Annotated in this window: 14 protein-coding genes and 2 tRNA genes; 11 read left to right on the forward strand and 5 right to left on the reverse strand. The window is 66.0% G+C overall.

The genetic code is table 11. The features are described 5' to 3' along the window. Positions 1-130 precede the first annotated feature (130 nt). Both DSAT_RS02735 and DSAT_RS02740 read left to right on the forward strand, forming a co-directional pair. Positions 131-1,402, forward strand: coding sequence for an HDOD domain-containing protein (locus DSAT_RS02735; protein WP_020886056.1), 1,272 nt, complete (start codon positions 131-133; stop codon positions 1,400-1,402). Continuing rightward, the gene (locus DSAT_RS02740) at positions 1,386-3,698 is read left to right on the forward strand and encodes a putative bifunctional diguanylate cyclase/phosphodiesterase (protein ID WP_020886057.1); all 2,313 of its coding nucleotides are present in this window, start codon (positions 1,386-1,388) and stop codon (positions 3,696-3,698) included. The genes DSAT_RS02735 and DSAT_RS02740 overlap by 17 nt, the downstream gene beginning before the upstream one ends. Here DSAT_RS02740 and DSAT_RS02745 read toward each other — a convergent pair. Both DSAT_RS02745 and DSAT_RS02750 read right to left on the reverse strand, forming a co-directional pair. Continuing rightward, positions 3,695-6,232 (reverse strand): Lon protease family protein, encoded by a 2,538-nt coding sequence (locus DSAT_RS02745; RefSeq protein ID WP_020886058.1) that lies wholly within the window; start codon positions 6,230-6,232, stop codon positions 3,695-3,697. The two genes, DSAT_RS02740 and DSAT_RS02745, sit on opposite strands and share 4 nt — an antisense overlap. Before the next feature lie 19 nt (positions 6,233-6,251). After that, the gene (locus DSAT_RS02750) at positions 6,252-6,671 is read right to left on the reverse strand and encodes an Hsp20/alpha crystallin family protein (RefSeq protein WP_020886059.1); all 420 of its coding nucleotides are present in this window, start codon (positions 6,669-6,671) and stop codon (positions 6,252-6,254) included. Between the two features lie 174 nt (positions 6,672-6,845). On the opposite strand from DSAT_RS02750, the gene DSAT_RS02755 reads away from it, so the two are divergent. Then, positions 6,846-6,939 (forward strand) — tRNA-Sec (locus DSAT_RS02755). A gap of 372 nt (positions 6,940-7,311) precedes the next feature. On the opposite strand, the gene DSAT_RS02760 is transcribed toward DSAT_RS02755, so the two are convergent. Then, positions 7,312-7,387 (reverse strand) — tRNA-Ala (locus tag DSAT_RS02760). A 236-nt stretch (positions 7,388-7,623) separates the two neighbouring features. Here DSAT_RS02760 and DSAT_RS02765 point away from each other — a divergent pair. From DSAT_RS02765 to DSAT_RS02795, 7 genes are all read left to right on the forward strand, one after another. Next, positions 7,624-8,622, forward strand: a complete 999-nt coding sequence (locus tag DSAT_RS02765; protein WP_040370661.1) for an ABC transporter permease — start codon at positions 7,624-7,626, stop codon at positions 8,620-8,622. Further along, positions 8,619-9,473 (forward strand): ABC transporter permease, encoded by an 855-nt coding sequence (locus tag DSAT_RS02770; protein ID WP_020886061.1) that lies wholly within the window; start codon positions 8,619-8,621, stop codon positions 9,471-9,473. Before DSAT_RS02765 ends, DSAT_RS02770 begins: the two co-directional genes overlap by 4 nt. After that, the gene (locus DSAT_RS02775; protein ID WP_020886062.1) at positions 9,470-11,125 is read left to right on the forward strand and encodes a glycosyltransferase family protein; all 1,656 of its coding nucleotides are present in this window, start codon (positions 9,470-9,472) and stop codon (positions 11,123-11,125) included. The genes DSAT_RS02770 and DSAT_RS02775 overlap by 4 nt, the downstream gene beginning before the upstream one ends. 221 nt (positions 11,126-11,346) lie before the next feature. Beyond that, the gene (locus DSAT_RS02780) at positions 11,347-12,612 is read left to right on the forward strand and encodes a phenylacetate--CoA ligase family protein (protein ID WP_020886063.1); all 1,266 of its coding nucleotides are present in this window, start codon (positions 11,347-11,349) and stop codon (positions 12,610-12,612) included. Positions 12,613-12,620: 8 nt separating this feature from the next. After that, positions 12,621-13,847: a ChaN family lipoprotein gene (locus tag DSAT_RS02785; RefSeq protein WP_020886064.1), complete on the forward strand. Its 1,227-nt coding sequence runs from the start codon at positions 12,621-12,623 to the stop codon at positions 13,845-13,847. A gap of 20 nt (positions 13,848-13,867) precedes the next feature. Beyond that, a complete protein-coding gene (mutM, locus tag DSAT_RS02790; protein WP_020886065.1) occupies positions 13,868-14,725 on the forward strand; it encodes a bifunctional DNA-formamidopyrimidine glycosylase/DNA-(apurinic or apyrimidinic site) lyase in 858 nt (285 codons plus the stop codon). Between the two features lie 4 nt (positions 14,726-14,729). After that, a complete protein-coding gene (locus tag DSAT_RS02795) occupies positions 14,730-15,878 on the forward strand; it encodes a tetratricopeptide repeat protein (protein WP_020886066.1) in 1,149 nt (382 codons plus the stop codon). A gap of 19 nt (positions 15,879-15,897) precedes the next feature. Here DSAT_RS02795 and DSAT_RS02800 read toward each other — a convergent pair whose 3' ends face one another. Both DSAT_RS02800 and DSAT_RS02805 read right to left on the reverse strand, forming a co-directional pair. Beyond that, on the reverse strand, positions 15,898-16,719 hold the full coding sequence (locus tag DSAT_RS02800) for a CoB--CoM heterodisulfide reductase iron-sulfur subunit B family protein (RefSeq protein ID WP_020886067.1): 822 nt from the start codon (positions 16,717-16,719) through the stop codon (positions 15,898-15,900). Then, a complete protein-coding gene (locus tag DSAT_RS02805) occupies positions 16,716-18,452 on the reverse strand; it encodes a 4Fe-4S dicluster domain-containing protein (protein ID WP_020886068.1) in 1,737 nt (578 codons plus the stop codon). The genes DSAT_RS02800 and DSAT_RS02805 overlap by 4 nt, the downstream gene beginning before the upstream one ends. A gap of 364 nt (positions 18,453-18,816) precedes the next feature. Between DSAT_RS02805 and DSAT_RS02810 the strand changes: the two genes are divergently transcribed. After that, positions 18,817-20,556: an adenylyl-sulfate reductase subunit alpha gene (locus DSAT_RS02810; protein ID WP_020886069.1), complete on the forward strand. Its 1,740-nt coding sequence runs from the start codon at positions 18,817-18,819 to the stop codon at positions 20,554-20,556. Positions 20,557-20,613 lie beyond the last annotated feature (57 nt).

Raw genomic sequence — 20,613 nt, forward strand, 5'->3', positions numbered from 1 at the left:
TCCAGTCCGTTTCGTTCCCGGTCCCGTTTAATCGGAGTCCGGCAATCCCAGTGGCGGTAGGGCAAACCCCCATTGCCAGGAATCGCGTGTCGTGTTTATGGATACGTTAATTTCCTTATCGAGGGGCAGCGTGGGCGTCATCAACATCGAGGACGTGCAGCCGGGCATGGTCCTGGCCGCCGATCTGCGCACGACGCAGGGCAGGCTTTTGCTGCCCCTGGGGTCGCCGATCACCTCGGAGCATCTGCGCATCGCGCGTATCTGGGGGATAACCGAGGCCGACGTGCAGGGCGTCTCCGAAGCCGACGCCGAGCGCGACGCCCTGTCGCGCCTGGACCCCGAGGTCAGAAAGCTCCTCGACGCCCTGTCCGGTTGGCGCTTTTCCTGCTGTGACCTGAGTCTCGCGCCCGTGCGCCAGCTCATGCGCCTGTTCATGCAGCGCGCAGCCAGGGGGGCCACGCGCGGCAAGGCCGCCGACCTCGTGGCCCGCTACCGGGGCCCCAGGATTCCTCCCGATGTCCTGAAAGCGCCGCTCCCGGCCGAGAAACCGACCTGCGCCGACATTCTCAAGAAGGAACTCGGGCTGGCCTCGCTGCCCACGATCTTCAACGAGATCGTTGAGGCCGTGAAGAGTCCCAAGAGTTCGGCCGCCCATATCGCCGAGGTCATCGGCAAGGATCCAAGTATTGCCTCGCGCCTGCTGCGCTTGGTCAACAGCGCCTTCTACGGCTTTCAGTCGCAGATCGACACCTTGTCGCGCGCCGTGGCCATCGTGGGGACAATCCAGATCACCAACCTGGCCATGGGCATCGCCGTGACCACGAGTTTCAAGGGCATTCCCGAGGAGCATCTGGATCTGCGCGCTTTCTGGGAACACAGCATTGCCGTGGGAGTCATGGCCCGCCTCCTGGCCTCACACGCCCGCGTGCCCGGCGAGGAACGGCTTTTCGTGGCCGGGCTTTTGCACGACATCGGTCGCCTGGTGATGGTCCGCAATTTTCCCGATCTGGCCGCCGACGCGGTGCGCCGCGCCATGGCGAGCGGCAAGCCCATGGACGACGTGGAGCGGGTCGTGTGGGGTTTTTCCCACGCTCGGCTGGGCAGCCTCCTGATGCACGAATGGAAATTGCCCGAGGGGCTGCGCAAGGCCGTGGACATGCACCACGTTCCGTTCAAGGCTGACGCCGAGGTGGAGGCCGCCCTGATACACGTGGCCGACGTCACGGCGCATGCCCTGGGCTTCGGCCACAGCGGGTCCAGGCTCGTTCCGCCGCTTTTCGCCGAGGCCTGGAAGCGCATTGGCCTGCCCATCAGTATCCTGCCGACCCTCGCGGCTCAGACCGAAAACCAGATGCGCGACCTGATGCGGGTCTTTTTGGAGGATCATGCCGCCGTCGCCTGAGTGCGAGGAGAACCTCGCCGAACTGCGCGAGCGGATCGCGTATCTCGAAACCGCGCGCCGGGACATTCTGGAGTCCCTGGATCTGGCCGCTAAGTCGGGAGATTTCCGCCTCTCTCCGGGCGCCTTCGATGGCCCCCCCACCATGCTGCGTGAGGTGGCGGCGCGCGTGCGCAGGCTCTTGCCCGTGACTTCGCTGGCCTTTTGGCTGGTGGACGAGGACACGGCCAATTTCGACCTCGCGCTGTGCGATCCCGACGGCGAGGCGCGGTTCATGAACGGCGAGTTCGAGCGTCTGAGCGACGAGCGCATCGTCGCCTTGGCCCTGAACAGCGAACGGCCGGTCACGGCGGCGGGCAGCGGTGGCTGCCGCCACGTCGTCCATGCCCTGACGACCGCCTCTCGCGTGCGCGGGCTGATGATCGGCCGCTTGGCAGACGGTGCGGGCGGGTTGCCGGACGCTTCGCTGGCGCTCTTGACGATCCTTTTGCAGGGCGCGGCCTCCTCGCTCGAAGGCCATGAGCTTTACAAGCTCTTGCGGACCAAGAACGAGGCGTTGCGCGAGGGGTTGCGCCGCCTGGCTGTGCAGGAGGAGGCCCTCAGGGGCGAGGTTGCCGCGCGCAAGGCCGCGCAGGGCAAGCTCGAACTTCTGGCCCAGGCCTTCGTCGGCTCGCTGGAAGGGATGATCGTCACCGACGCCTCGGGCCGCATTCTGGAGGTCAACCCGGCCTTCACGGTCATGACCGGACTTTCGGCCGAATCGGTCATCCGCAGGCGCATGCGCTCGTTTCTGGCCGCCGCCGAGGGGCGAGACCAATTTCGGCTGATGATCGCGGAGCTTTCCGCGCGCGGCCGTTTCGAGGGCGAGGTCACGGGCCGCAGGGCCGACGGACGGCTCTTTCCGGTCTGGCTTTCGGCCAGTGCGGTGCGCGGCGAGGATGGGCGGATCGTCAACTACGTTGCCGTGTTCCACGACATCACGGAACGCAAGGAAAAAGAGGAGCAGATCCGGCATCAAGCACAGCACGACGCGTTGACCGGGCTGCCAAACCGGACGCTGCTGCTCGACCGCCTGGGCGTGGCCATGATCCGGGCCATGCGGCGTGGCTGCAAGGTGGGCGTCTTTTTTCTGGATGTGGACGACTTCAAGCGCATCAACGACTCCATGGGCCACCCTGTGGGTGACGACCTGCTGCGCGCCGTGGGGCAACGGCTCGAGCAGGCCATGCGCGGCGGCGACACCGTGGCCCGGCTGGGTGGCGACGAATTCGTGATCATGGCCGACGACCTGCGCGATCAGGGCGATGTCGCGCGTCTGTGCGACCGCATCACCTCCCTCTTTGTCGAGCCGTTCATGGCGGGTGGCATCGAGCATCATCTGACCATCAGCATGGGCGTAACCGTGTACCCTGACGACGGTGACGAGCCCAACATGCTCATCCGCAACGCCGACCTGGCCATGTACAAGGCCAAGGAAGGCGGCAAGGGACGCTGTCACATCTACACTCCGCAACTGACCCGGCACGCCAAGAAGCGGCTCAAGCTGGAGCGGCTTTTGCGCAGGGCGATCGAGAAGGACGAGATAGAGGTTTTCTACCAGCCGCAGGTGGATTTCGCCACGGGCCAAGTGGTGGGATTGGAGGCTCTGGCGCGCTGGCGACGGAAGGGAACACTCGTTCTGCCCTCGGAGTTCGTGCCCTTGGCCGAGGAATGCGGGCTGATAGGCGCGGTGGGGGCAGTGGTACTCAGGCAGGCTTGCATCCAGGGAGCCCTGGTCAACGGCAACGGTCATCGCATTCGAGTTGCGGTCAACGTCTCCGCCCGGCAACTCGAACAGTCCGGGCTTGTGGAAACGGTGACCGAGAGCCTGGATCGTTCAGGCTTTTCTCCCGAGCTATTGGAGATCGAGATCACGGAGACGGCGCTCATGCGCAACGAGGACCGCGCGCGCGTGGTCCTCGAAAACCTGCGCACCATGGGCGTGCAGGTTTCTATCGACGATTTCGGCACGGGTTATTCCTCGCTTTCGCACCTGCGCCGCTTCCCCATCAAGGCTCTGAAAATAGACAGGGGATTCATCCAGGGACTGCCTGCGGACCAGAACAGCGCGAGCATCGTGGAGGCGATCCTCTCCATGGCCAAGAGCCTTGGCCTCTTCGTGGTGGCCGAGGGCATAGAGACGCCAGCCCACCATGATTTCCTGCGCAGCCGGGGTTGCGACAGCTACCAGGGCTTTCTCTTCAGCCGTCCCCTGCCCGCAGCCGAACTGGAAGGCTTTCTGAACAGCCGAAGCCGTTAATCGGCATTCTTCCCGCGAGCCGCCCCTTTCTTTTTTGGCTTCTCGCCGTTCTCTTCCCCCTTGGCGGCGAAATCGCGCAGCCCCTCCGCCAGGCGTGCGAGCGTTGCATCCGCCAGGCCGAAGACCGAATCCATGGAATAGCGGCCCTGCGCGTCGCGCTCTCCCGCCGGGCGTCCGGTCAACAACTCGATGCCTTCCTGAACCGTGGCAACGGCGAAAACGTGGAATTCGCCCTTGGCCACGGCCTCGACCACCTCGGGTGCGAGCACCAGATCCTTGACGTTGGCCTTGGGGATCATCACTCCTTGCGTGCCCGTGAGCCCCTTGCGCTTGCAGCACAGGTAGAAACCCTCGATCTTCTCGTTGACACCGCCGATGGGCTGGACCTCGCCCTTCTGGTTGACCGAGCCGGTCACGGCCACGTCCTGGCGCAGGGGCAGGCCGGAGAGAGCCGAGAGCAGGGCGTACAACTCTGTCGATGAGGCCGAGTCGCCGTCCACGCCGCCGTAGGACTGCTCGAAGGCGATGGAGGCCGCGAGCGAGAGCGGCTTGTCCTGCGAGAAGGTGCGGCGCAAGAAGCCCGAGAGGATGAACACGCCCTTGTTGTGCGTGGGGCCGGACATCTCGGCCTCGCGCTCGATGTTGATGATGCCTTCCTTGCCCATGGAGACGGCGGCCGTGATGCGCGAAGGCTTGCCGAAGGCGTAGTCGCCCATGGAGTAGACGGCCAGCCCGTTGACCTGGGCCGTGACTGCGCCGCTCACGTCCACGAAAATCGAGCCTCGGTCGATCATCTCCTGGATGCGTTCCTCGATCTGGTTGTGACGATAGATCCGCGCTTCCACGGCCTCGTGCACGTGTTTCGCGTCCACGGCCGGGGCGTTCGCCCGCCGCGCGAAATGATCGGCTTCGAGCAAAAGGTCGGCTAGGCGCGAGAAGGCCGTGGATATCTTTTCCTGGCGGCCAGCCATGCGCACGGCCTCTTCCACTACCCGGGCCACGGCCGCCGCCGTGAAGGGGAGCAGATTTTCCCTGTCGGCCTGGGCGCGCACGAACCGGGCCACCTTGGCAGTGGACTCGTCGCTACGGTCCATGCTCGTCTCCCAGTCGGCGCGGACCTTGAATATCTTGGCCGTATCGGGATCGTAGTAGCGCAACAGCCAATACAGGCGCGGCTCGCCCAGGACCACCACCTTGACTTTCATGGGGATGGGCTCGGGCTTGAGCCCCGTGGCCGTGAAGAAATAGTAAGGGTCGTAGGTCTCGATCTCGATAAGCTCAGTCTTGAGCGAGCGCTTGAGCGTCTGCCACACGCCTGGTTCCATGATGGCGTCCATCAGGTTCAGAACCAGAAAGCCGCCGTTGGCCTTGACGAAAGCCCCGGCCTTGATCTTGGTGAAGTCCGTGCGCCATGTTCCGGTGCGGTCGGTGACGCGCTCGATGGAGCCGAAGAGGTTGCGGTAGGTGGGCCAGGATTCGATGATCACCGGTTGTCCCTTGACCTCGGCGTTGTCCACGATGAGATTCACCTGGTAGGGATGCAGCACTGCCTCCGCCGGCGGCGTGAAGCTCATGCCGGGCATGGGTCCCTGCACCGGCCTGCCCAGGGTGCGCAACTCGTCCAGGTTTTCGACCATGTGGTCGAGCACCGCGTCCAGGTGGGCCTGGACCTTGGCGCCAGGATAAGCCTCGCGCACGGGCCGCAGCGCCTCCTGCGCCCAGGACATGAAAACCAGGCGGTCCACCTCCTCGTGCCGGGCGGTGACTTCCTTTTGCAGTGCCTTGACCTGCTGGATGACGTGGTCGATCTGCTCCTTGACTTCTTCCCGCTTCTTCTTCAAGCGCTCGAATTCCTCGCGCGGGAAGCGGCCATGCTCCACCATGTCTTCGAGCTCGATCATGCGTTTGGGCTGGCCGTCCACCACGGGCAGGACATCGGGTCGCGTGAAAGGGCCCATTTGCATGTTGACCACGACGAGCCCGGTGTCGCGGACCTTCTCCTCCATTTCCTTGTAGAAAGCCATGACGCGCTTCTCGTGCGCCTCGGCGATGTCATTCTTGCGCTGGATGTAATCCTCGCTCTCGAATATCTGCGGCACCTCGCGCTTGAGAAGCTCCAGGAATTCTTTGATGCTTTTTTGGAAGCCGGCTCCCTGTCCAGCCGGGAAGGTCAGCAGGATGGGCTGCTCGGGGTGCTTGAAGTTGTTGACGTAGGCCAAGTCTTCGGGCGCTTCCTGCTCGCTGGAAAGCTCGGTCAAAAGCCGCCTGACCGTGGCTAGGCGGCCGGTTCCGGCCGGGCCGGTGACGAAGATGTTGTAGCCCTTGCGAAAAAGGCCCATGCCGAAGCGGAAGGCCTCCACGCCACGCTGCTGGCCCAGGATCTCGTCCAGAGGCTCGACGTCGGCCGTGGTGGCGAAGCCAAGGCTTTCGGGAAGCACACGCGGTCTGAGGACTTCGGGCGTTAGGGCGTGGTGTGCGTCGGGGGAGGCGCTTTTCGCGGTCGTGCGTGAGGAGGAAGAACGTCTGGCAGGCATGGGATCGCGCTCCTGGCTTTTACAGGGTCTCGCGCCCGGTGCGGGCGTCTCGGGCCGTTTGGGGGCGCTTGGGCAGCGTCACGGTCAGGGTCTGGGGAGAAAAATCTATCCGCGCGGCAGTGGGGTCGACCGTCGCGGGCAGGGTGATCTCGCGGCGGAAGGCGCGGGCGTCGATGCCGTCCGGGGTCTTTACTCCGCGCTTGCCAGAGATCGTGAGGGTTCTGGGGCTGGCCACCACTTCGATGTCCTCGGGCGAGAATCCGGAGAGGCTGGTCGTGACGACCACGCATCCCGCGCGTTCCACGACCCGCAGACGCAAGCCCCCAGGCAGGAAGAGGGGAGGCAGCCCATAGTCGGCGCACAGGGCGTCGAAAAGGCCGTCCATGTCCTGGCGTAGGCGTTCGAGGGCGGAATCGCCCCACAGCTTGAGATCGGCCATGGCGATGTCCTCCAGGGGAAAACACGTATCCCATGCCTAACACATTCGCGCTCCTGTGGACAACCCTGACGGCAGGAAAAGGTGAACACTCGGCAGGCGACCGGGGCAACGCGCGGAAAGGCGCTTCTTCGTCTTGCCCGGTGCGGGCAAAACTGATAGTGGGCCATGCCACGTGGAAGCGTATCGTCACCGGTGTGGCGCCCGGTCTTCAAAACCGGTGGAAGACAGAAATGTCTTCGGTAGGTTCGACTCCTATACGCTTCCGCCATCTCTTCCTCCGGCCTCTGGCTTTACAGGCCTGGCCCACCTCCAAGACATGACCCGCCGCGCCGCCGTGAAAAGTCTCGATTCCAGGGATGGGGGCACGCGCTGCCGTGAGCCTGTTGCGCGGCCCGCATCTGGGCTTTTTGAACGGCCGTGGAGCGGGCTTCCTTGGCGCGCCTGTGCGAGCGTTACATGCTTGGCCGCGCGGCTGTCTGGCAGAGGAAAGGCATAGAGGATGAATGGTTAACAGAAAGGATCGGTGTAAGAAAAACGTCCGTCGGAAGCGGCGGACATAGAGCGGACACGGAGGGGAAAATCGCCCCTTCGGGCATGAAAAAAGGGTTTCGGTAACTCACCGAAACCCTTTGGATTAGCGTGGTGGAGCTGAAGAGAATTGAACTCTTGGCCTCTTGAATGCCATTCAAGCGCTCTCCCAACTGAGCTACAGCCCCACGCTGCGAGGCGTCCTTTTTATAAATTGCGGGCAGATTGTCAAGGTCCAAATCGTCTTCGTGGAAAAAAATTCGTAGTCCTGCGTTGCAACCGGGGCCGAGGTCTTTCTCGGCAGGCGCGCGGGCGCGGGAGGGGCATGGAAGAAGACGGCCAGGTCCGGACGGCGCGGCGCCTGCCGCCTACCCGGCGCGCGGCAGGCGTTGATTCGCGCCGCGTTTGGCCGTACATTCCCCCCATGCTCGCGCTCCTCGCACGTCTGGCCGCCAAGCTCGCCTGGGTCGCCGTGGTCTTCATCGGCATCACCGTCATCAGCTTCGCGGTCATCCATCTGGCTCCGGGCTCGCCCACGGACCTCGAAACCCAGATGAACCCCCAGGCCTCGGCCCTGGCCCGCGAGCGCCTGGACAAGCTCTACGGCCTGGACCGGCCGCTGCACGTGCAATACGCGGACTGGCTCTCGCGCCTGGCGCGCTTCGATTTCGGCCGCTCCATTTCCGGCGACAGGCGGCCCGTGTGGGACAAGATCAAGGAGCGCCTGCCCCTGACCTTCGGTATGAACGTGGCCTCGCTGATCCTCACGCTGGCCATCGCCGCGCCCATTGGCGTGCTCTCGGCGCGACGACGAGGCAGCGCCTTCGACAAGGGCATGACCGTCTTCGTCTTCATCGGCTTCGCCGTGCCCGGCTACTGGCTGGCGCTTCTGATGATGTATTGGCTTGGCATCGTCTGGCCGGTGCTGCCCATCTCGGGGCTGACCTCGCTCGGCTTCGACGAGATGAGCCTGGGCGAGAAATTATGGGATCTCTCGCGGCATCTGGCCCTGCCCATCTTCATCTACACCTTCGGCTCCCTGGCCGGGCTCTCGCGCTTCATGCGCACGAGCATGCTCGAATCACTGCGCCAGGACTACATCCTCACCGCGCGGGCCAAGGGCCTGCCCGAGCGCCTGGTGGTCTGGCGGCACGCGCTCAGAAACGCGCTGTTGCCGGTCATCACCATCCTGGGCCTTTCCGTGCCGGGCCTCATCGGCGGCTCGGTGATCATCGAGTCCATCTTCGCGCTGCCGGGCCTTGGGCAATTGTTCTTCCAGGCGGTCATGGCCCGCGACTATCCGCTGATCATGGGCAACCTGGTGCTGGGCGCGCTGCTTACGCTGGCGGGCAACCTGTTGGCCGATCTTGGCTACGGGCTGGCCGACCCCCGCGTGCGCGCCGGGGCGGGGAGGGGGGCATGAGCCTTCGCGACCTCACGCCCTACGGCATCCTGCGCCGTTTCGTCTCGCGCCACGGTCTGCTCGTGTTCGGCGCGGCCATCGTCATCGGCATGTCGCTGCTGGCGATCTCCGCGCCGATGATAGCGCCGCACAGCCCCACGGCCATCAACGCCGAGACCATCCTGCAGCCGCCTTCCCTGGCGCACCCACTGGGCACCGACGCGCTGGGCCGCGACGTGCTCTCGCGCATGCTGTACGGCGCGCGCGTCTCGCTGTGGGTGGGCTTCGTGGCCGTTGGCCTGTCGGTCTCCATCGGGCTCACGCTTGGGCTCGTGGCCGGATACCGGGGCGGCCTCACGGACGAGATCGTCATGCGCGGGGTGGACGTGATGCTCTGCTTCCCGTCGTTCTTCCTGATCCTCGCGGTCATCGCGCTGCTCGAACCCTCGCTCGTGAACATCATGATCGTCATCGGCCTGACCTCGTGGATGGGCGTGGCCCGGCTCGTGCGCGCCGAGACGCTCTCGCTGAAAGGCCGCGATTTCGTGCTCGCGGCCCGCGTGGCCGGAGCTGGGGCCCCGCGCATCCTGCTCGCGCACATCCTGCCCAACGCCATCGCCCCGGTGCTGGTGGCGGCCACCCTGGGCGTGGCCGGGGCCATCCTTGTGGAGTCCTCGCTCTCGTTCCTGGGCCTTGGCGTGCAGCCGCCCACGCCCTCGTGGGGCAACATGCTCATGGAGGGCAAGGACGTGCTGGAGATCGCACCCTGGATGTCGGTCTTTCCGGGGCTGGCCATCCTCGTTACGGTGCTCGGCTACAACCTTTTGGGCGAGAGCCTGCGCGACCTGTGGGACCCGCGCCTGAAGCGATGAGAATCTGCCTCGTGACCTGCGGCTGGCCCGTAAGACCGCTGCGCGACATGGGCCACGAGGTGCTGCACCTGGACAGGCCAAGCGACGGTTCGGCCGTGCTCGACCTGCCGCGGGCCCTCGAAGCGGCCCGTTTCGCGCCCGATTTCGTGGTGCAGGAGGAATTGCTCGACCGCCGCATCCTCTGCGCCGGACTTGGCGACGTGACTTGCCCCAAGATTTTCCTTTCCCGCGACACCCACCTCAACGCATGGTGGACGGCGCATTACGGCCGCTGCTTCGACGGTGTTGCCACCACCCAGCCCGACTGGGTTTCGCGCCTGAAGTCCATGGGCCTTGCCCAGGTGGGCGTGGTCTCGTGGCACGGCCACGACGTGCCCTTCACCCCGCACGGGGAGCGAAAAACGCCCGTGGCCTTCGTGGGCCGCCTGCATCCCTCGCGGCAGGCGCGCGGCTGGCTGGTGGAGCTTTTGGCGCGGCGCTTTGGCGCTCGCGTCGAGTCCACGCTGCCGCCGGGCAAGGTGCTGCCGCTGTATGCCGACACGTTGCTCGCGCCCAACGAATGCATCCTGGGCGAGATCAACATGCGGCTTTTCGAGGCGGCCTCGGCCGGGGCCTGCGTGCTCACGCCCGACCTGGGCGAGGCCCAGGCGCGGTTTTTCGAGCCGGGGCGGGAGATCCTCGTCTATCGCGACGCGCTGGAACTGTGCGCACTCATCGAGCGGCTGCGCACGCGCCCCGCCGAGACCGAGCGCATCGGCCGCGCGGCCCGAGAGCGGGTGCGCGCCACGCACCTGCCCGCGCACCGGGCGGCCGAACTGCTCGACTTCGCGCGCGGCCTTTCGCCAGCCGCGCTCACGGGCGATGCGGCGCGGGGCGAGTGGGCTATGGCCGCGCGGCTTCTGTCACTTTCGCAGCGGCTCAGCGTCGCGTCCGAGGCGCTCGAACCCGAGCTTTCGCGTCTCGCGCTCGGCGGACGACAGGGGCGCGCGGGTAGGGCCGACGCGGCCGTGCTCCTGCTGCGCGTGCTGTGGGAGCGCGGCGCGAAAGAGGAGGCTGCCTCGCTTCTGCGCACGGTCCTGTCCTCGGGGCTTCATGGCGGCAACGCCGCATTCGCCGCGGCCGCATATGCGGCCGCCCTGCGCCTGGGCCAGCCGGAGATGGCCCGGCTGCTGGCCCAGCGGCCCTTCGGGAAGGCGCGCCTCGTTCCCCGCGAGCCGGGCGAGGCCTTCATCTTTCTGGCCAAGGAGCTTCGCGCTAGGGGAGCGCTGGTCAACCCAGGCTTTCCCTTCGATCCTGCCCGCGATCTGCCCGCCACGGCGGTCGAGTGCCTGTTGTGCGCGCAGCTCGTCGCGCCCGCTTCGCTTCAGTCCTGCAAGCTGCTCGATCTGTGGCTCGCGGACCAGCCGGGCCTTGAGGGCCTGCGCCTGGGCTGGCTCTCGCACCTCTCCCTGCACGAGCCGCGCGAGTGGCGGCACGCCCTGCGTCTGGGCGCGACCAACTTGCGCTGCTATCGCCCGGACCAGGGCATGGAGGAGTTGCGCCTGGGCCTTTCCCTGGCGCGCGAGCAGGGCCGCGAAGCCCTCTTCGCGCGCGCCCTGTCCGCCGCGCACCTCTCGCCTCTGCCTGCGAGCGCGCTCGGCCTCTCGACCTGACGGGCCGCTGAAAAGACGCCATCTGCACTTTTTGCGTGCCCCAAGGGGGGCGGCTGCCTGCCGAACGGTCCTCCAGGTGTTTGTAATACCTTTTGTATGACGACATAACTTGTCGCCATTGTTCAATTTTGTCGCAAAAGCTTGCTCCCGAAGCGATTCTTCATATATATACTGTCTGCCCGCCGCCATGCGCCGGGCAGACACGTTTCGGAGGAACGCACATGACCCGCAAGGACCGCACCGAAGGCATCTTCTCGCGACGCGAGGTGCTCGACGAATCCGAGCGCAAGCAATTCTATCTCTTGCAGCTCAAGGATCTTCTCTCCTACGCCTACCGCTATTCGGAGGACGTGAAGAAGCGCTTCGACCGCGCCCAGTTCAACGTGGACAAGTTCAAGTCGCTCAACGACCTTAAGCACATCCCCATCCTGAAGAAGAAGGAACTCATCTTCCTGCAGTCCATGGGGCCGCGCCTGGGCGGGCTTTTGACGAAGGATCTTGGCGAGTTGCGCCGTGTGTTCCTGTCGCCCGGCCCCATCTTCGATCCCGAGGACAGGCACGACGACTACTGGGGCTGGACCGAGGGCTTCTACGCCACGGGATTTCGCACCGGCGACGTGGTGCAGGTCACGCTGCCCTACCACCTGACCCCGGCGGGCCTGATGTTCGAGGAGCCGCTCAAAAACCTGGGCTGCGCCGTGGTTCCGGCCGGTCCGGGCCAGACCACCACGCAGCTTGAAATCATGCAGAAGCTGCGCGTGACCGGCTACGTGGGTTCGCCCTCGTACCTGCTGCACTTGGCCCAGAAGGCCGAGGAGTCGGGCCTCAATCTGCGCAAGGATTTCTTCGTTGAGGTGGCCTTCGTCACCGGCGAGAAGTTCTCCGAAAAGATGCGCAACCAGATCGAAAAGAAGTTCGACTGCATCATGCGCCAGGGCTACGGCACGGCCGACGTGGGCAGCATCGGCTACGAGTGCTTCCATAAGACCGGCCTGCACATCGCCAACCGCTGCTTCGTCGAGATCTGCCACCCCGATACCGGCATCCCGCTCAAGGACGGCGAGGTGGGCGAGATCGTGGTCACGGCCTTCAACAAGACCTATCCGCTGATCCGCCTGGCCACGGGCGACCTCTCCTACATCGACCGCGCGCCGTGTCCCTGCGGCCGCACCACCCCGCGCCTGGGCAACATCGTGGGCCGCGTGGACACCACCGCGCGCATCATGGGCATGTTCGTCTATCCGCACCAGGTGGAGCAGGTCATGGCGGGCTTCGAGGACGTCAAGCGCTGGCAGATCGAGGTCACCAACCCCGAGGGCATCGACGAGATGACCCTGTTCATCGAGGCCACGGCCTTCAAGCGCGAGGAGGAGCTTCTGCACACCTTCCGCGAGCGCATCAAGCTTCGGCCTAAATTGACCGTGCTCGAACCCGGCACCCTGCCGCCGCAAATCCGTCCCATCGAGGACAAGAGGAAGTGGGACTAGGCGGGCGCATGCGGCCGCGCGTCCGGTTCGCCTCGGCCCTGGCCTTGGGCCTTTGCCTCGCCTTCTCCGCCGCCTGCGCCGGGCGCGCTCCCCTTGACGGGACCGCGCCCGACCAAGCTGCCGGGAGCGGGCTGCCACCCGATTATTCGGCCGCGCATCCGGCCGCACATCCGGGCACGCTTCTCGACGGCCACGGCGAGGTTCTGAGTGAGGCCGCGTTCATGGAGGCGGCTGCACGCGCCGATCTGGTGCTGCTCGGTGAGAGCCACGCATCGCCCTGCGACCACGTGCAGCAGGCGCGGTTGATCCGGCTCATGGCCGAGGCGGGCAACCCACCCGCCGTGGGGCTTGAGATGATCCCCGTCACGCTGCAGCCACAACTCGACCGCATCAACGCGGGCGAAGTCGCCCTGGACGAGATCGAGGAATTCCTCGGCTGGTCGGACGTGTGGGGCTATCCCTTCGCCGCCTACCGGCCGGTCTTCGAGGCCGCCCGCGACCTCGACTTGCCGCTTTTCGGGCTGAACGTGCCCTTCGACGTCATCCGTTCCATCTCGCGCGAGGGGCTTTTCGGCCTCACGCCCGAGGAGAGGGCGCTCGTGCCGCTGCCGGTCATCGAGCCAGCGCCCGCGCAGATGGAGAAACTGCGCGAGGTCTTCGCCATGCACGGCAGGCCCGAGGCCGACCCGGAGCGCTTTTCACGCTTCGTGCTGGCCCAGTCCCTGTGGGACACGGCCATGGCCGTGAACGCCCTGGTCGCGCACAAGGCCACCGGCCGCCCCGTGGCCGTGGTCACGGGCGGCGGACACGTGGAGTTCGGCCACGGCATCGCCCGCAGGGCCGCCTATTTCGCCCCGGCCGCGCGCGTTCTCACGGTCATGCCCTGGCGCGGCCGCACGGGCCAGGGCGTGCCCGAGGGCTTTGCCGACGTCTTGTACGTCTGCCCGTCCTCGCAGCGCACCCGCCTGGGGCTGCTCCTGGTCCAGGAGGAGGGCGGGCCGGTGGTCGTGGAGGAGGTCGTGCCCGGCTCCGTGGCCGAGCGCGCCGGGCTCTTGCCCGGCGACGTGGTGGTCGAGGCGGCTAAAGAGCCGGTGACGGCCCTTGGCGACCTGCACACGGCGGGCATGCGCGCCGCGCGCGAGAACGCGCCTCTCTCGCTGGTCGTGGAGCGCACGGACGAGGCGGGCGTGTCGCGCATCGCGGTCGAGTTGACCCGGCCGCGCGCGGACGAGTAGCAAGATCGTCCAGGAAATCCATGCCTGAACTGCCGGAAGTCGAAACCATCGCCCGGGGCCTTGCCCCGGAGATCGTCGGGCAGGCCGTGCGCGACGTCTCGGTGCGCTACGCCGGGGCCGTGGGCGGCGACGCCGAGACCTTTTCGCGCCGGGTGACGGGCAAAACCATCGCGGCCGTGCGGCGGCGCGGCAAGATGCTCCTGCTCGATCTTCTGGAGGCTGAGGGCGCGGCGCGGCCCGCCGGTCAGAATCCACTCCCTTTTATGCACGTGGCCGTGCACCTGAAGATGACCGGCCGTCTGTGGACGCCGCCCGAGGGTCATGACCCCGACTGCCACACCCACGTGATCATGCGCCTGTCGAACGGGCGCGAGCTTCATTTCCGCGACGTGCGCAAGTTCGGCTGGTGCCGGGCGCTGACGCCTGGGGAACTCGACGCCATGCCTTTCTACGCGGGGCTTGGCCCCGAACCCCTGGAGTTGGCCGAGGCCGACTTTATGGCCCGGTTTTCGGGCCGCCGGGGCAGGATCAAGGGACTCTTGCTCGATCAGCGGGTGCTCGCGGGCGTGGGCAACATCTACGCCGACGAATCCCTGTTCCGGGCCAGGATCAGGCCCGACGCGAGCGCGGCCGGGCTCGGCGAGAAGCGGTTGCGCCGCCTGTTCGCGACCCTGTGCGAGGTGCTTTTGCTCGGCATCGCCCAGAACGGGGCGAGCATCAGCGACTACCGCGACGCGCGCGGCGACGCCGGGGCCTTCCAGAACAGCTTTCTGGTCTACGGACGCGCGGGCAAGCCATGCACGGTCTGCGGCGCGACCCTGAAATCGACGACAGTGGCGGGGCGCACGACCGTATGGTGCCCCAGATGCCAGAGGTGAGATCATGCGCATGGCGCTGACGATCATGCTTTTCGCGGCCGCGTTGCTGGTCTTCTCCACCAACGCGACCGCCGGGGACGCCGAGCCCTGCGGCGACGTAAACGCGCTGCTTGCGCGGCTTGAGCCGGACGTGGACGTGGGCAGGCGCATCTTCGAGCGCGGCTACCGCGAGCGCGCTCAGGTGGCGCGCGACGTTTACGACGCGCTTTCCAGACTCGCGCCGAACGATCCCGTCTGGGAGTCTGTAAGAACGGATTTATGTGAAGGCAGGCTCATGGACGTGCGCACGGCCCTGTCCTTCGCCGCCAAGGACGACCATATTGGCGAAAAGCTCTTCGCCCTGGCCGGGGTGGACTACCTGGCCAGGGAATACGGCTCGGCGGCCGGGAACTACATCGAGGCCGTGCAGCGAAAGCCCGATGATCCCGGCTTCTTGGCCGCCCTTGGCCGCATGCACTATCTGGCCGGTGAATATGCCCAGGCCGCGCCGCTTTTCGCCCGGGCCTGGAGGATCGAGGAGGACAAAAACGGGCAGACCGTGCGGGCGGCCGAGTTGGCTGAGTGGGTCGGCGACGCGCATCTGGCCCTTGGCGACGCGTCCTTCGCCGCCAAGGTCTACGAGGAAGCCGCAGTGCTCTATGCCGAAACCCTCGGAGAGGAAGCCACGTCGGTCGGCATCGCGCTTGGCAAGCAGGGCACGGCCCTTCTTGAGATGCAGCGCCTTGATCAGGCCGAGGAGACCTTGAGGCAGGCGCTTGCGGTGCTGCATGCATCCCACGGCCCGGACAACCCGCTGGTGGCCGAGACCCTGCGCTCCCTGGCCCTGGCTCGCGAGCAGCGCCGGGAGTACGGCGCGGCCGGGGAACTCTATCTCTCGGCCCTGGTCTCGGCCTCCAACTGGTACGGCATCGAGGCCCCGGAGCTTGCGCCCTACCTCTTCGGCCTGGGCGTGGCCCGCTTCCACCTGGGCGAGTACGAGACCGCGCTTGCGGCCCTGCGCGAGGCCAGGGGAGCGGCCATCGAGCTGTACGGTCCGCAGGCCAGGGATCTGATGGAGATCGGCGGGTACATCGCCCTGGTCGAGGACGCTCTCGCGCGGCGTGATCGCGAGAACGCGGCGCCCGGCCAGGGCGATGCCCCTGTGTCGCGATAGCCCCGCTTGGGCCATCGCTTCAGGGAATCAGTTTTTCCGCGTCGCCGCGCAGGTCGAAGCCCAGGCTGCGTGCCAGAAGCTGCGGGTAGGAGACGACCGGCAGCCCCTGCCCGTCCTCCCCGGCTTGGCCCAGGCGTATCTGGCAGAAAGGGCAGACCACGCACAGAGCGTCCGCTCCAGCTTTGCGGGCGTCGTCGAGCTTGCTTTTGGCGATGACCGCCGAAGTGTCTTTGTCCGTGGCCATGATCGGCGCGCCGCAACAGTCGGCCTTGCGCCCCCAGTCGGCGGAGCGGGCGTCCACGGCCTGCACGAGCCGGTCGAGCACGGTGGGCTGGAAGGGATTGTCCAGACCCAGGACGTTGCTCGGCCTGAGGATGCGGCAGCCATAATGCAGCGCCAGATTCAGGCCCTTGGCGGGCTTTTGCACGGCCCTGCGCAGGGCATCCAGCCCCACGTCCTGCTCCAGCATCTCGAAGAAGTGCCGAACCTTGGCCGTGCCCGAGAACCTGAGGCCCTCCTTGCGCAGTGAATCGTTGATTCTCTCGGCCAGCGCGGCGTCGCGCGAGAGCATCCAGGCACAGTGCTTGAGCGTGCCGTAGCAGCAGTTGCACACGGTGACGATGGCCGCGTCGTGAGCCTCGGCCAGGGCCAGATTGCGGCCCGAGGCCAGGAGCCAGGCGTCCTGGTCCACGTTGCGCAGCGGGTAGCCGCAGCAGCCGAACTCCGTGATCTGCACGGTCGAAAGGCCAAGACCGGACATGACCGCGTCCGTGGCCAGCTCGTATTCGGGAAGGTTCAGGGCCGTGACGCAGCAGCGGAAAAGGGCGTATCGGGTGTTCATGCGTTTTCTCCGGTCTTGAGGCGGGCGAGGGCTGCGTGCTTGTGCGCATAGAGCACGTCGGCCACGGGCACGCCCTGCGGGCATTGTTCCTGGCACTGGTAGCAGCCCACGCAGGCCCAGAGCATACGGGACGAGGCCGCGATCTCGGGCACGCCCAGGATCGTGGCGTGGATGATCTGGTGGGGCAAAATTCCCAGTTCCTGCCGGGGGTTCTCGAAACAGTCCATGATCGGGCACGACGAGGTGCACGTCCGGCAACTGAAGCAGGCGTTGAAGCCCGCCTGGTCGGGGAAGAACCTCTTCGCCGCTTCGGGCCGGGCGAGCACGACCTCGGCCGTGGCCGCCTCGGCGAAATGTTCGAGCACGAGGGCTCGGGCGGCGTCGCCCGGCGCATTCGCGGCGTCGGCTCCACCGTCGCGGGCGCGCAACAGGTCGTGCAGGCGCAGTTGCGAGAGCACGTAGGGCTCGGCCGGTCCCAGGCGCAGCAGATCTTCGCGCGTGGCCGTCCAGATGTCCTGCAGGTCGATGCCCACGGGGCAAACATCCGTGCAGCGGTGACAGTTGGTGCAGACCACCAAGCCCTCCAGCAGGGCCTTTCGTCTTTCGGGCGCGAGGTCTTGTCCGGCGGCCACGGCGCGCAAGGCCGAAAGCTTTTCCGAGGGCAGGATCAGGCTGTTGTGCAGTGCGTCGTCGGCGATGCCCACGGAGCAGCGCTCGCTGCACGCGCCGCAGCGTGTGCAGGCGTCCAACTCCATGACCCTGCGCGCGGCTGTGGCGGCCGGGGACGAGCCGCGCCCGGAAACCGAGGCCGCGACGAGGCTCACGGGGCTTGTCAGGGCGTGGAACATCTTGCCGAAAGGCAGCCAGGCCAGACCCGCGAAGGTGGCCAGGATGTGGATGTACCACAGGAAGGAGACCAGGGCCTTGCCGTCGGAATTCGCGGTGACGGGATAGGTCAACCAGGACGTGGCGTAACTGACGAAGGCCGACTGGCTCGGACTGTGGCACGAGACGCAGAACATGTCGTTCAGCTCGCGCCCTTCCTCGATCACCGCCGCGTCGAAGGGCTTTTTCAGCCTGGGCGAGATCAGGCCGTATTCGAGCACCCACAGGCTTTCCAGGCTCTCGATTTCCTTTTCGTCGGTCAGGATCGAGTAGTCCTCGACCATGCGCGTGAACTCTGACTGCGAGGCGATCTTCGCGCCCTTGAGCAAAAAGCCTGAGACGAGGATGAGCGCCACGAGCGCGATGGTGGCCGTGTCCATGGACCGGGTCTTCAACCGGGGTTTTGGCATCACGAAGCGGCGGTACATGGCCATGCCCACGCCCGCGAGGACCATGATTCCGGCGATCTCACGCAGATAGAGATAGGGATTGAGCGTGGACATGTAGCCGGGGAAGAGCGCCTGGCTGACCACGCTTTCCATGGCGTGCACGACCACGAGGAACATGAAACCCCAGAAAATGAGCATGTGCATGGCCCAGCGGTAGCGGTCCCGGATGAAGGAGCGCCGCAGCAGCAGGGCGTCGAGGACCAGGGCCTTAAGGACGGCGACGATCCCGGCGGGTGAGAGCGAGCCGCCCGCGGCGCGCATAACGCCCGCGATACGCGGCCCAGGCCCGATGGCCCGGTCGGCCTCGGTCAGCCCCTGCCGGAACCAGCCGCTCGCCTTGAACAGCACGCCTAGGGCGAAGATCGCCAGGGAAACGTAGAGTGTGACGCTAAAGAACATGGGCATTCTCCGGGTCGGCTCCGTCCGACGGTTTTCCGTTCATGGGGCCTGGGGCGTTTCGTCCCTGGCCGTTGAACGGCTTTCCGCGTCGGGGCGGAGCGGTTTCATCGTTGCCCATGTCTTAGGTGAAAAAAATTTCGCTGTTTATCGCCACCGCGATAGTACGAAAAGTTGGGGGAAAATATACCAGTGTCACCCTCGCTCAGGAAATCCAGCGCTAGGTCGCGCCGCAAGAGACATTCACGGCGGCGCGTGCGGGGGAGACGGTTCTTTCATGCCGCGCCTGACCGGAGATGAGGGTGAGTCAGGCTGCGTAACCCCCCTTGAGCGAAAGCAATCAAACGGCAAACCCAGGAGGTTGGTCATGGCCGAGGCGATTCCCAAAGACTTGAATGAGGTCGTAACCGAAACCGTGGAGTGCGATCTTCTGATTATCGGCGGCGGCAACGCCGGCTGCTTCTCCGCCTACGAGGCCAGGAAGCTCAATCCCGACATCAAGATCGTGATCATGGAAAAGGCCAACATCAAGCGTTCCGGCGCCTGCGCGGCGGGCATGGACGCCATCAACACCTACATCCCGACGTGGGACGGCAAGACTCCCGAGGATCTCGTGCGCTGGTCGCGCTCCCAGGTTGGCGGAGGCCCCCTGCGTGAGGATCTGGCGTTGTCCAACGCCCAGGAACTCAACCAGTGCGTCGAGGAACTCGGCGAGTGGGGCCTGCCCATCCTGCGCGAGGACGACGGCAAGCCCCAGTATCGCGGCGCGTGGGACATCTCGATCCACGGCGAGCAACTGAAGCCCATCATGGCCGAGAAGGCCATGGAGGCCGCCATCGTCTACAACAGGGTCGCGGCCACCTCGCTGCTCATGGACGGCGAGCGCTGCGCGGGCGCGACCGGCTTCGGCATTCGCGACGGCAAATTCTACGTCTTCAAGGCCAAGGCCACCATCGTCTCCACCGGCGGCGCGTGCGGCCTGTACAAGTCCTACACCTCGGACGTCACGGCCTCGCACCATCAGACGTGGATGTGCCCCTTCAACGTGGGCACCGGCTACGCCATCGGCCTGCGCGTGGGCGCCGAGTTTACCTCCATGGAACAGCGCTGGGTGGCCGCCCGCACCAAGGACTACTGTGGTCCCGTGGACACGGTCTCCGTGGGTTTTCAGGCCAAGATGATGAACGCCAAGGGCGAGTACTTCCTGAACACGCACTACGCGGACCAGGGCGGCGACAAGGCCCCCCGCTACATCCGGGCCAACGCTCCCATGGAGGAGTGGCGCGCCGGTCGCGGGCCGACCTTCATCGACACCACGCACATGGACGAGGAGACCTGTCACAGCATGCTGACGGACTACCTCAACGAGCGCCCGTCCTTCGTGCTCTACTTGGCGGCCAACGGCATCGATCCCACCAAGCAGCCCGTCGAGGTCTACGGCTCCGACCCCTACATCGTCGGCGGCCACACCGGCAGCGGCTTCTGGGTGGATATCGAGCGCATGACGACCGTTCCCGGCCTCTTCGCGGCGGGCGAGACGGCCGGCGGCAACCCCAACAAGTTCGTGGGCGGCTGCGCCGCCGAGGGCAAGCTGGCCGCGCGCGGCGCGCTCAAGGTCATCGCCGAGAAGGGCGATGTGAAGCTCGACGACGCCCAGGTGCAGGCCGAGAAGGCGCGCGTTTTCTCCCCCTTGTTCAAGGGCGAGGACTTCGACGGGCTGACCCCCGAGGAAGTCAAGGAGCGCCTGCAGCGCCTCATGGACGAGTACGCGGGCGGCACTTCGCAGTTCTACCGCGTCAACGAGGAGCAGCTCGACTACGCCCTTCGCCACATCCAGATCCTCAAGCAGCAGGTGGAGTTCATCCAGGTCAACACGCTGCACGACCTGATGCACGCCCACGAGGTGATGGAGCGCATCGAGGTGGCCGAGATCGTCTGTCACCATCTCAAGGGCCGCAAGGAGACCCGTTGGGCTGGCTGGCAGACCCGCACGGACTACCCCGAGCGCGACGACGAAAACTTCAATTGCTTCGTCGAGTCCCGCAAGAATTTGGAGACCGGCGAGATCGAGGTTTTCACCAGGCCCTACGAACGGATCGTTGACTAGAATTCCGGGGTGAACAGGTCGGGACATTCATCCCGATTCCCCGTATAATTAGGAGGT

It is taken from the genome of Alkalidesulfovibrio alkalitolerans DSM 16529, from assembly GCF_000422245.1.
Lineage (GTDB): Bacteria > Desulfobacterota > Desulfovibrionia > Desulfovibrionales > Desulfovibrionaceae > Alkalidesulfovibrio > Alkalidesulfovibrio alkalitolerans.

What these genes read in the sequence shown, in the direction of transcription:
- DSAT_RS02750 (WP_020886059.1), bottom strand. Translation starts at nt 6,671, where the DNA reads ATGGCCGATCTCAAGCTGTGGGGCGATTCCGCCCTCGAACGCCTACGC.
- mutM (WP_020886065.1), top strand. Translation starts at nt 13,868, where the DNA reads ATGCCTGAACTGCCGGAAGTCGAAACCATCGCCCGGGGCCTTGCCCCG.
- DSAT_RS02770 (WP_020886061.1), top strand. Translation starts at nt 8,619, where the DNA reads ATGAGCCTTCGCGACCTCACGCCCTACGGCATCCTGCGCCGTTTCGTC.
- DSAT_RS02810 (WP_020886069.1), top strand. Translation starts at nt 18,817, where the DNA reads ATGGCCGAGGCGATTCCCAAAGACTTGAATGAGGTCGTAACCGAAACC.
- DSAT_RS02745 (WP_020886058.1), bottom strand. Translation starts at nt 6,232, where the DNA reads ATGCCTGCCAGACGTTCTTCCTCCTCACGCACGACCGCGAAAAGCGCC.
- DSAT_RS02800 (WP_020886067.1), bottom strand. Translation starts at nt 16,719, where the DNA reads ATGAACACCCGATACGCCCTTTTCCGCTGCTGCGTCACGGCCCTGAAC.
- DSAT_RS02795 (WP_020886066.1), top strand. Translation starts at nt 14,730, where the DNA reads ATGCGCATGGCGCTGACGATCATGCTTTTCGCGGCCGCGTTGCTGGTC.
- DSAT_RS02740 (WP_020886057.1), top strand. Translation starts at nt 1,386, where the DNA reads ATGCCGCCGTCGCCTGAGTGCGAGGAGAACCTCGCCGAACTGCGCGAG.
- DSAT_RS02785 (WP_020886064.1), top strand. Translation starts at nt 12,621, where the DNA reads ATGCGGCCGCGCGTCCGGTTCGCCTCGGCCCTGGCCTTGGGCCTTTGC.
- DSAT_RS02805 (WP_020886068.1), bottom strand. Translation starts at nt 18,452, where the DNA reads ATGTTCTTTAGCGTCACACTCTACGTTTCCCTGGCGATCTTCGCCCTA.
- DSAT_RS02780 (WP_020886063.1), top strand. Translation starts at nt 11,347, where the DNA reads ATGACCCGCAAGGACCGCACCGAAGGCATCTTCTCGCGACGCGAGGTG.
- DSAT_RS02765 (WP_040370661.1), top strand. Translation starts at nt 7,624, where the DNA reads ATGCTCGCGCTCCTCGCACGTCTGGCCGCCAAGCTCGCCTGGGTCGCC.
- DSAT_RS02775 (WP_020886062.1), top strand. Translation starts at nt 9,470, where the DNA reads ATGAGAATCTGCCTCGTGACCTGCGGCTGGCCCGTAAGACCGCTGCGC.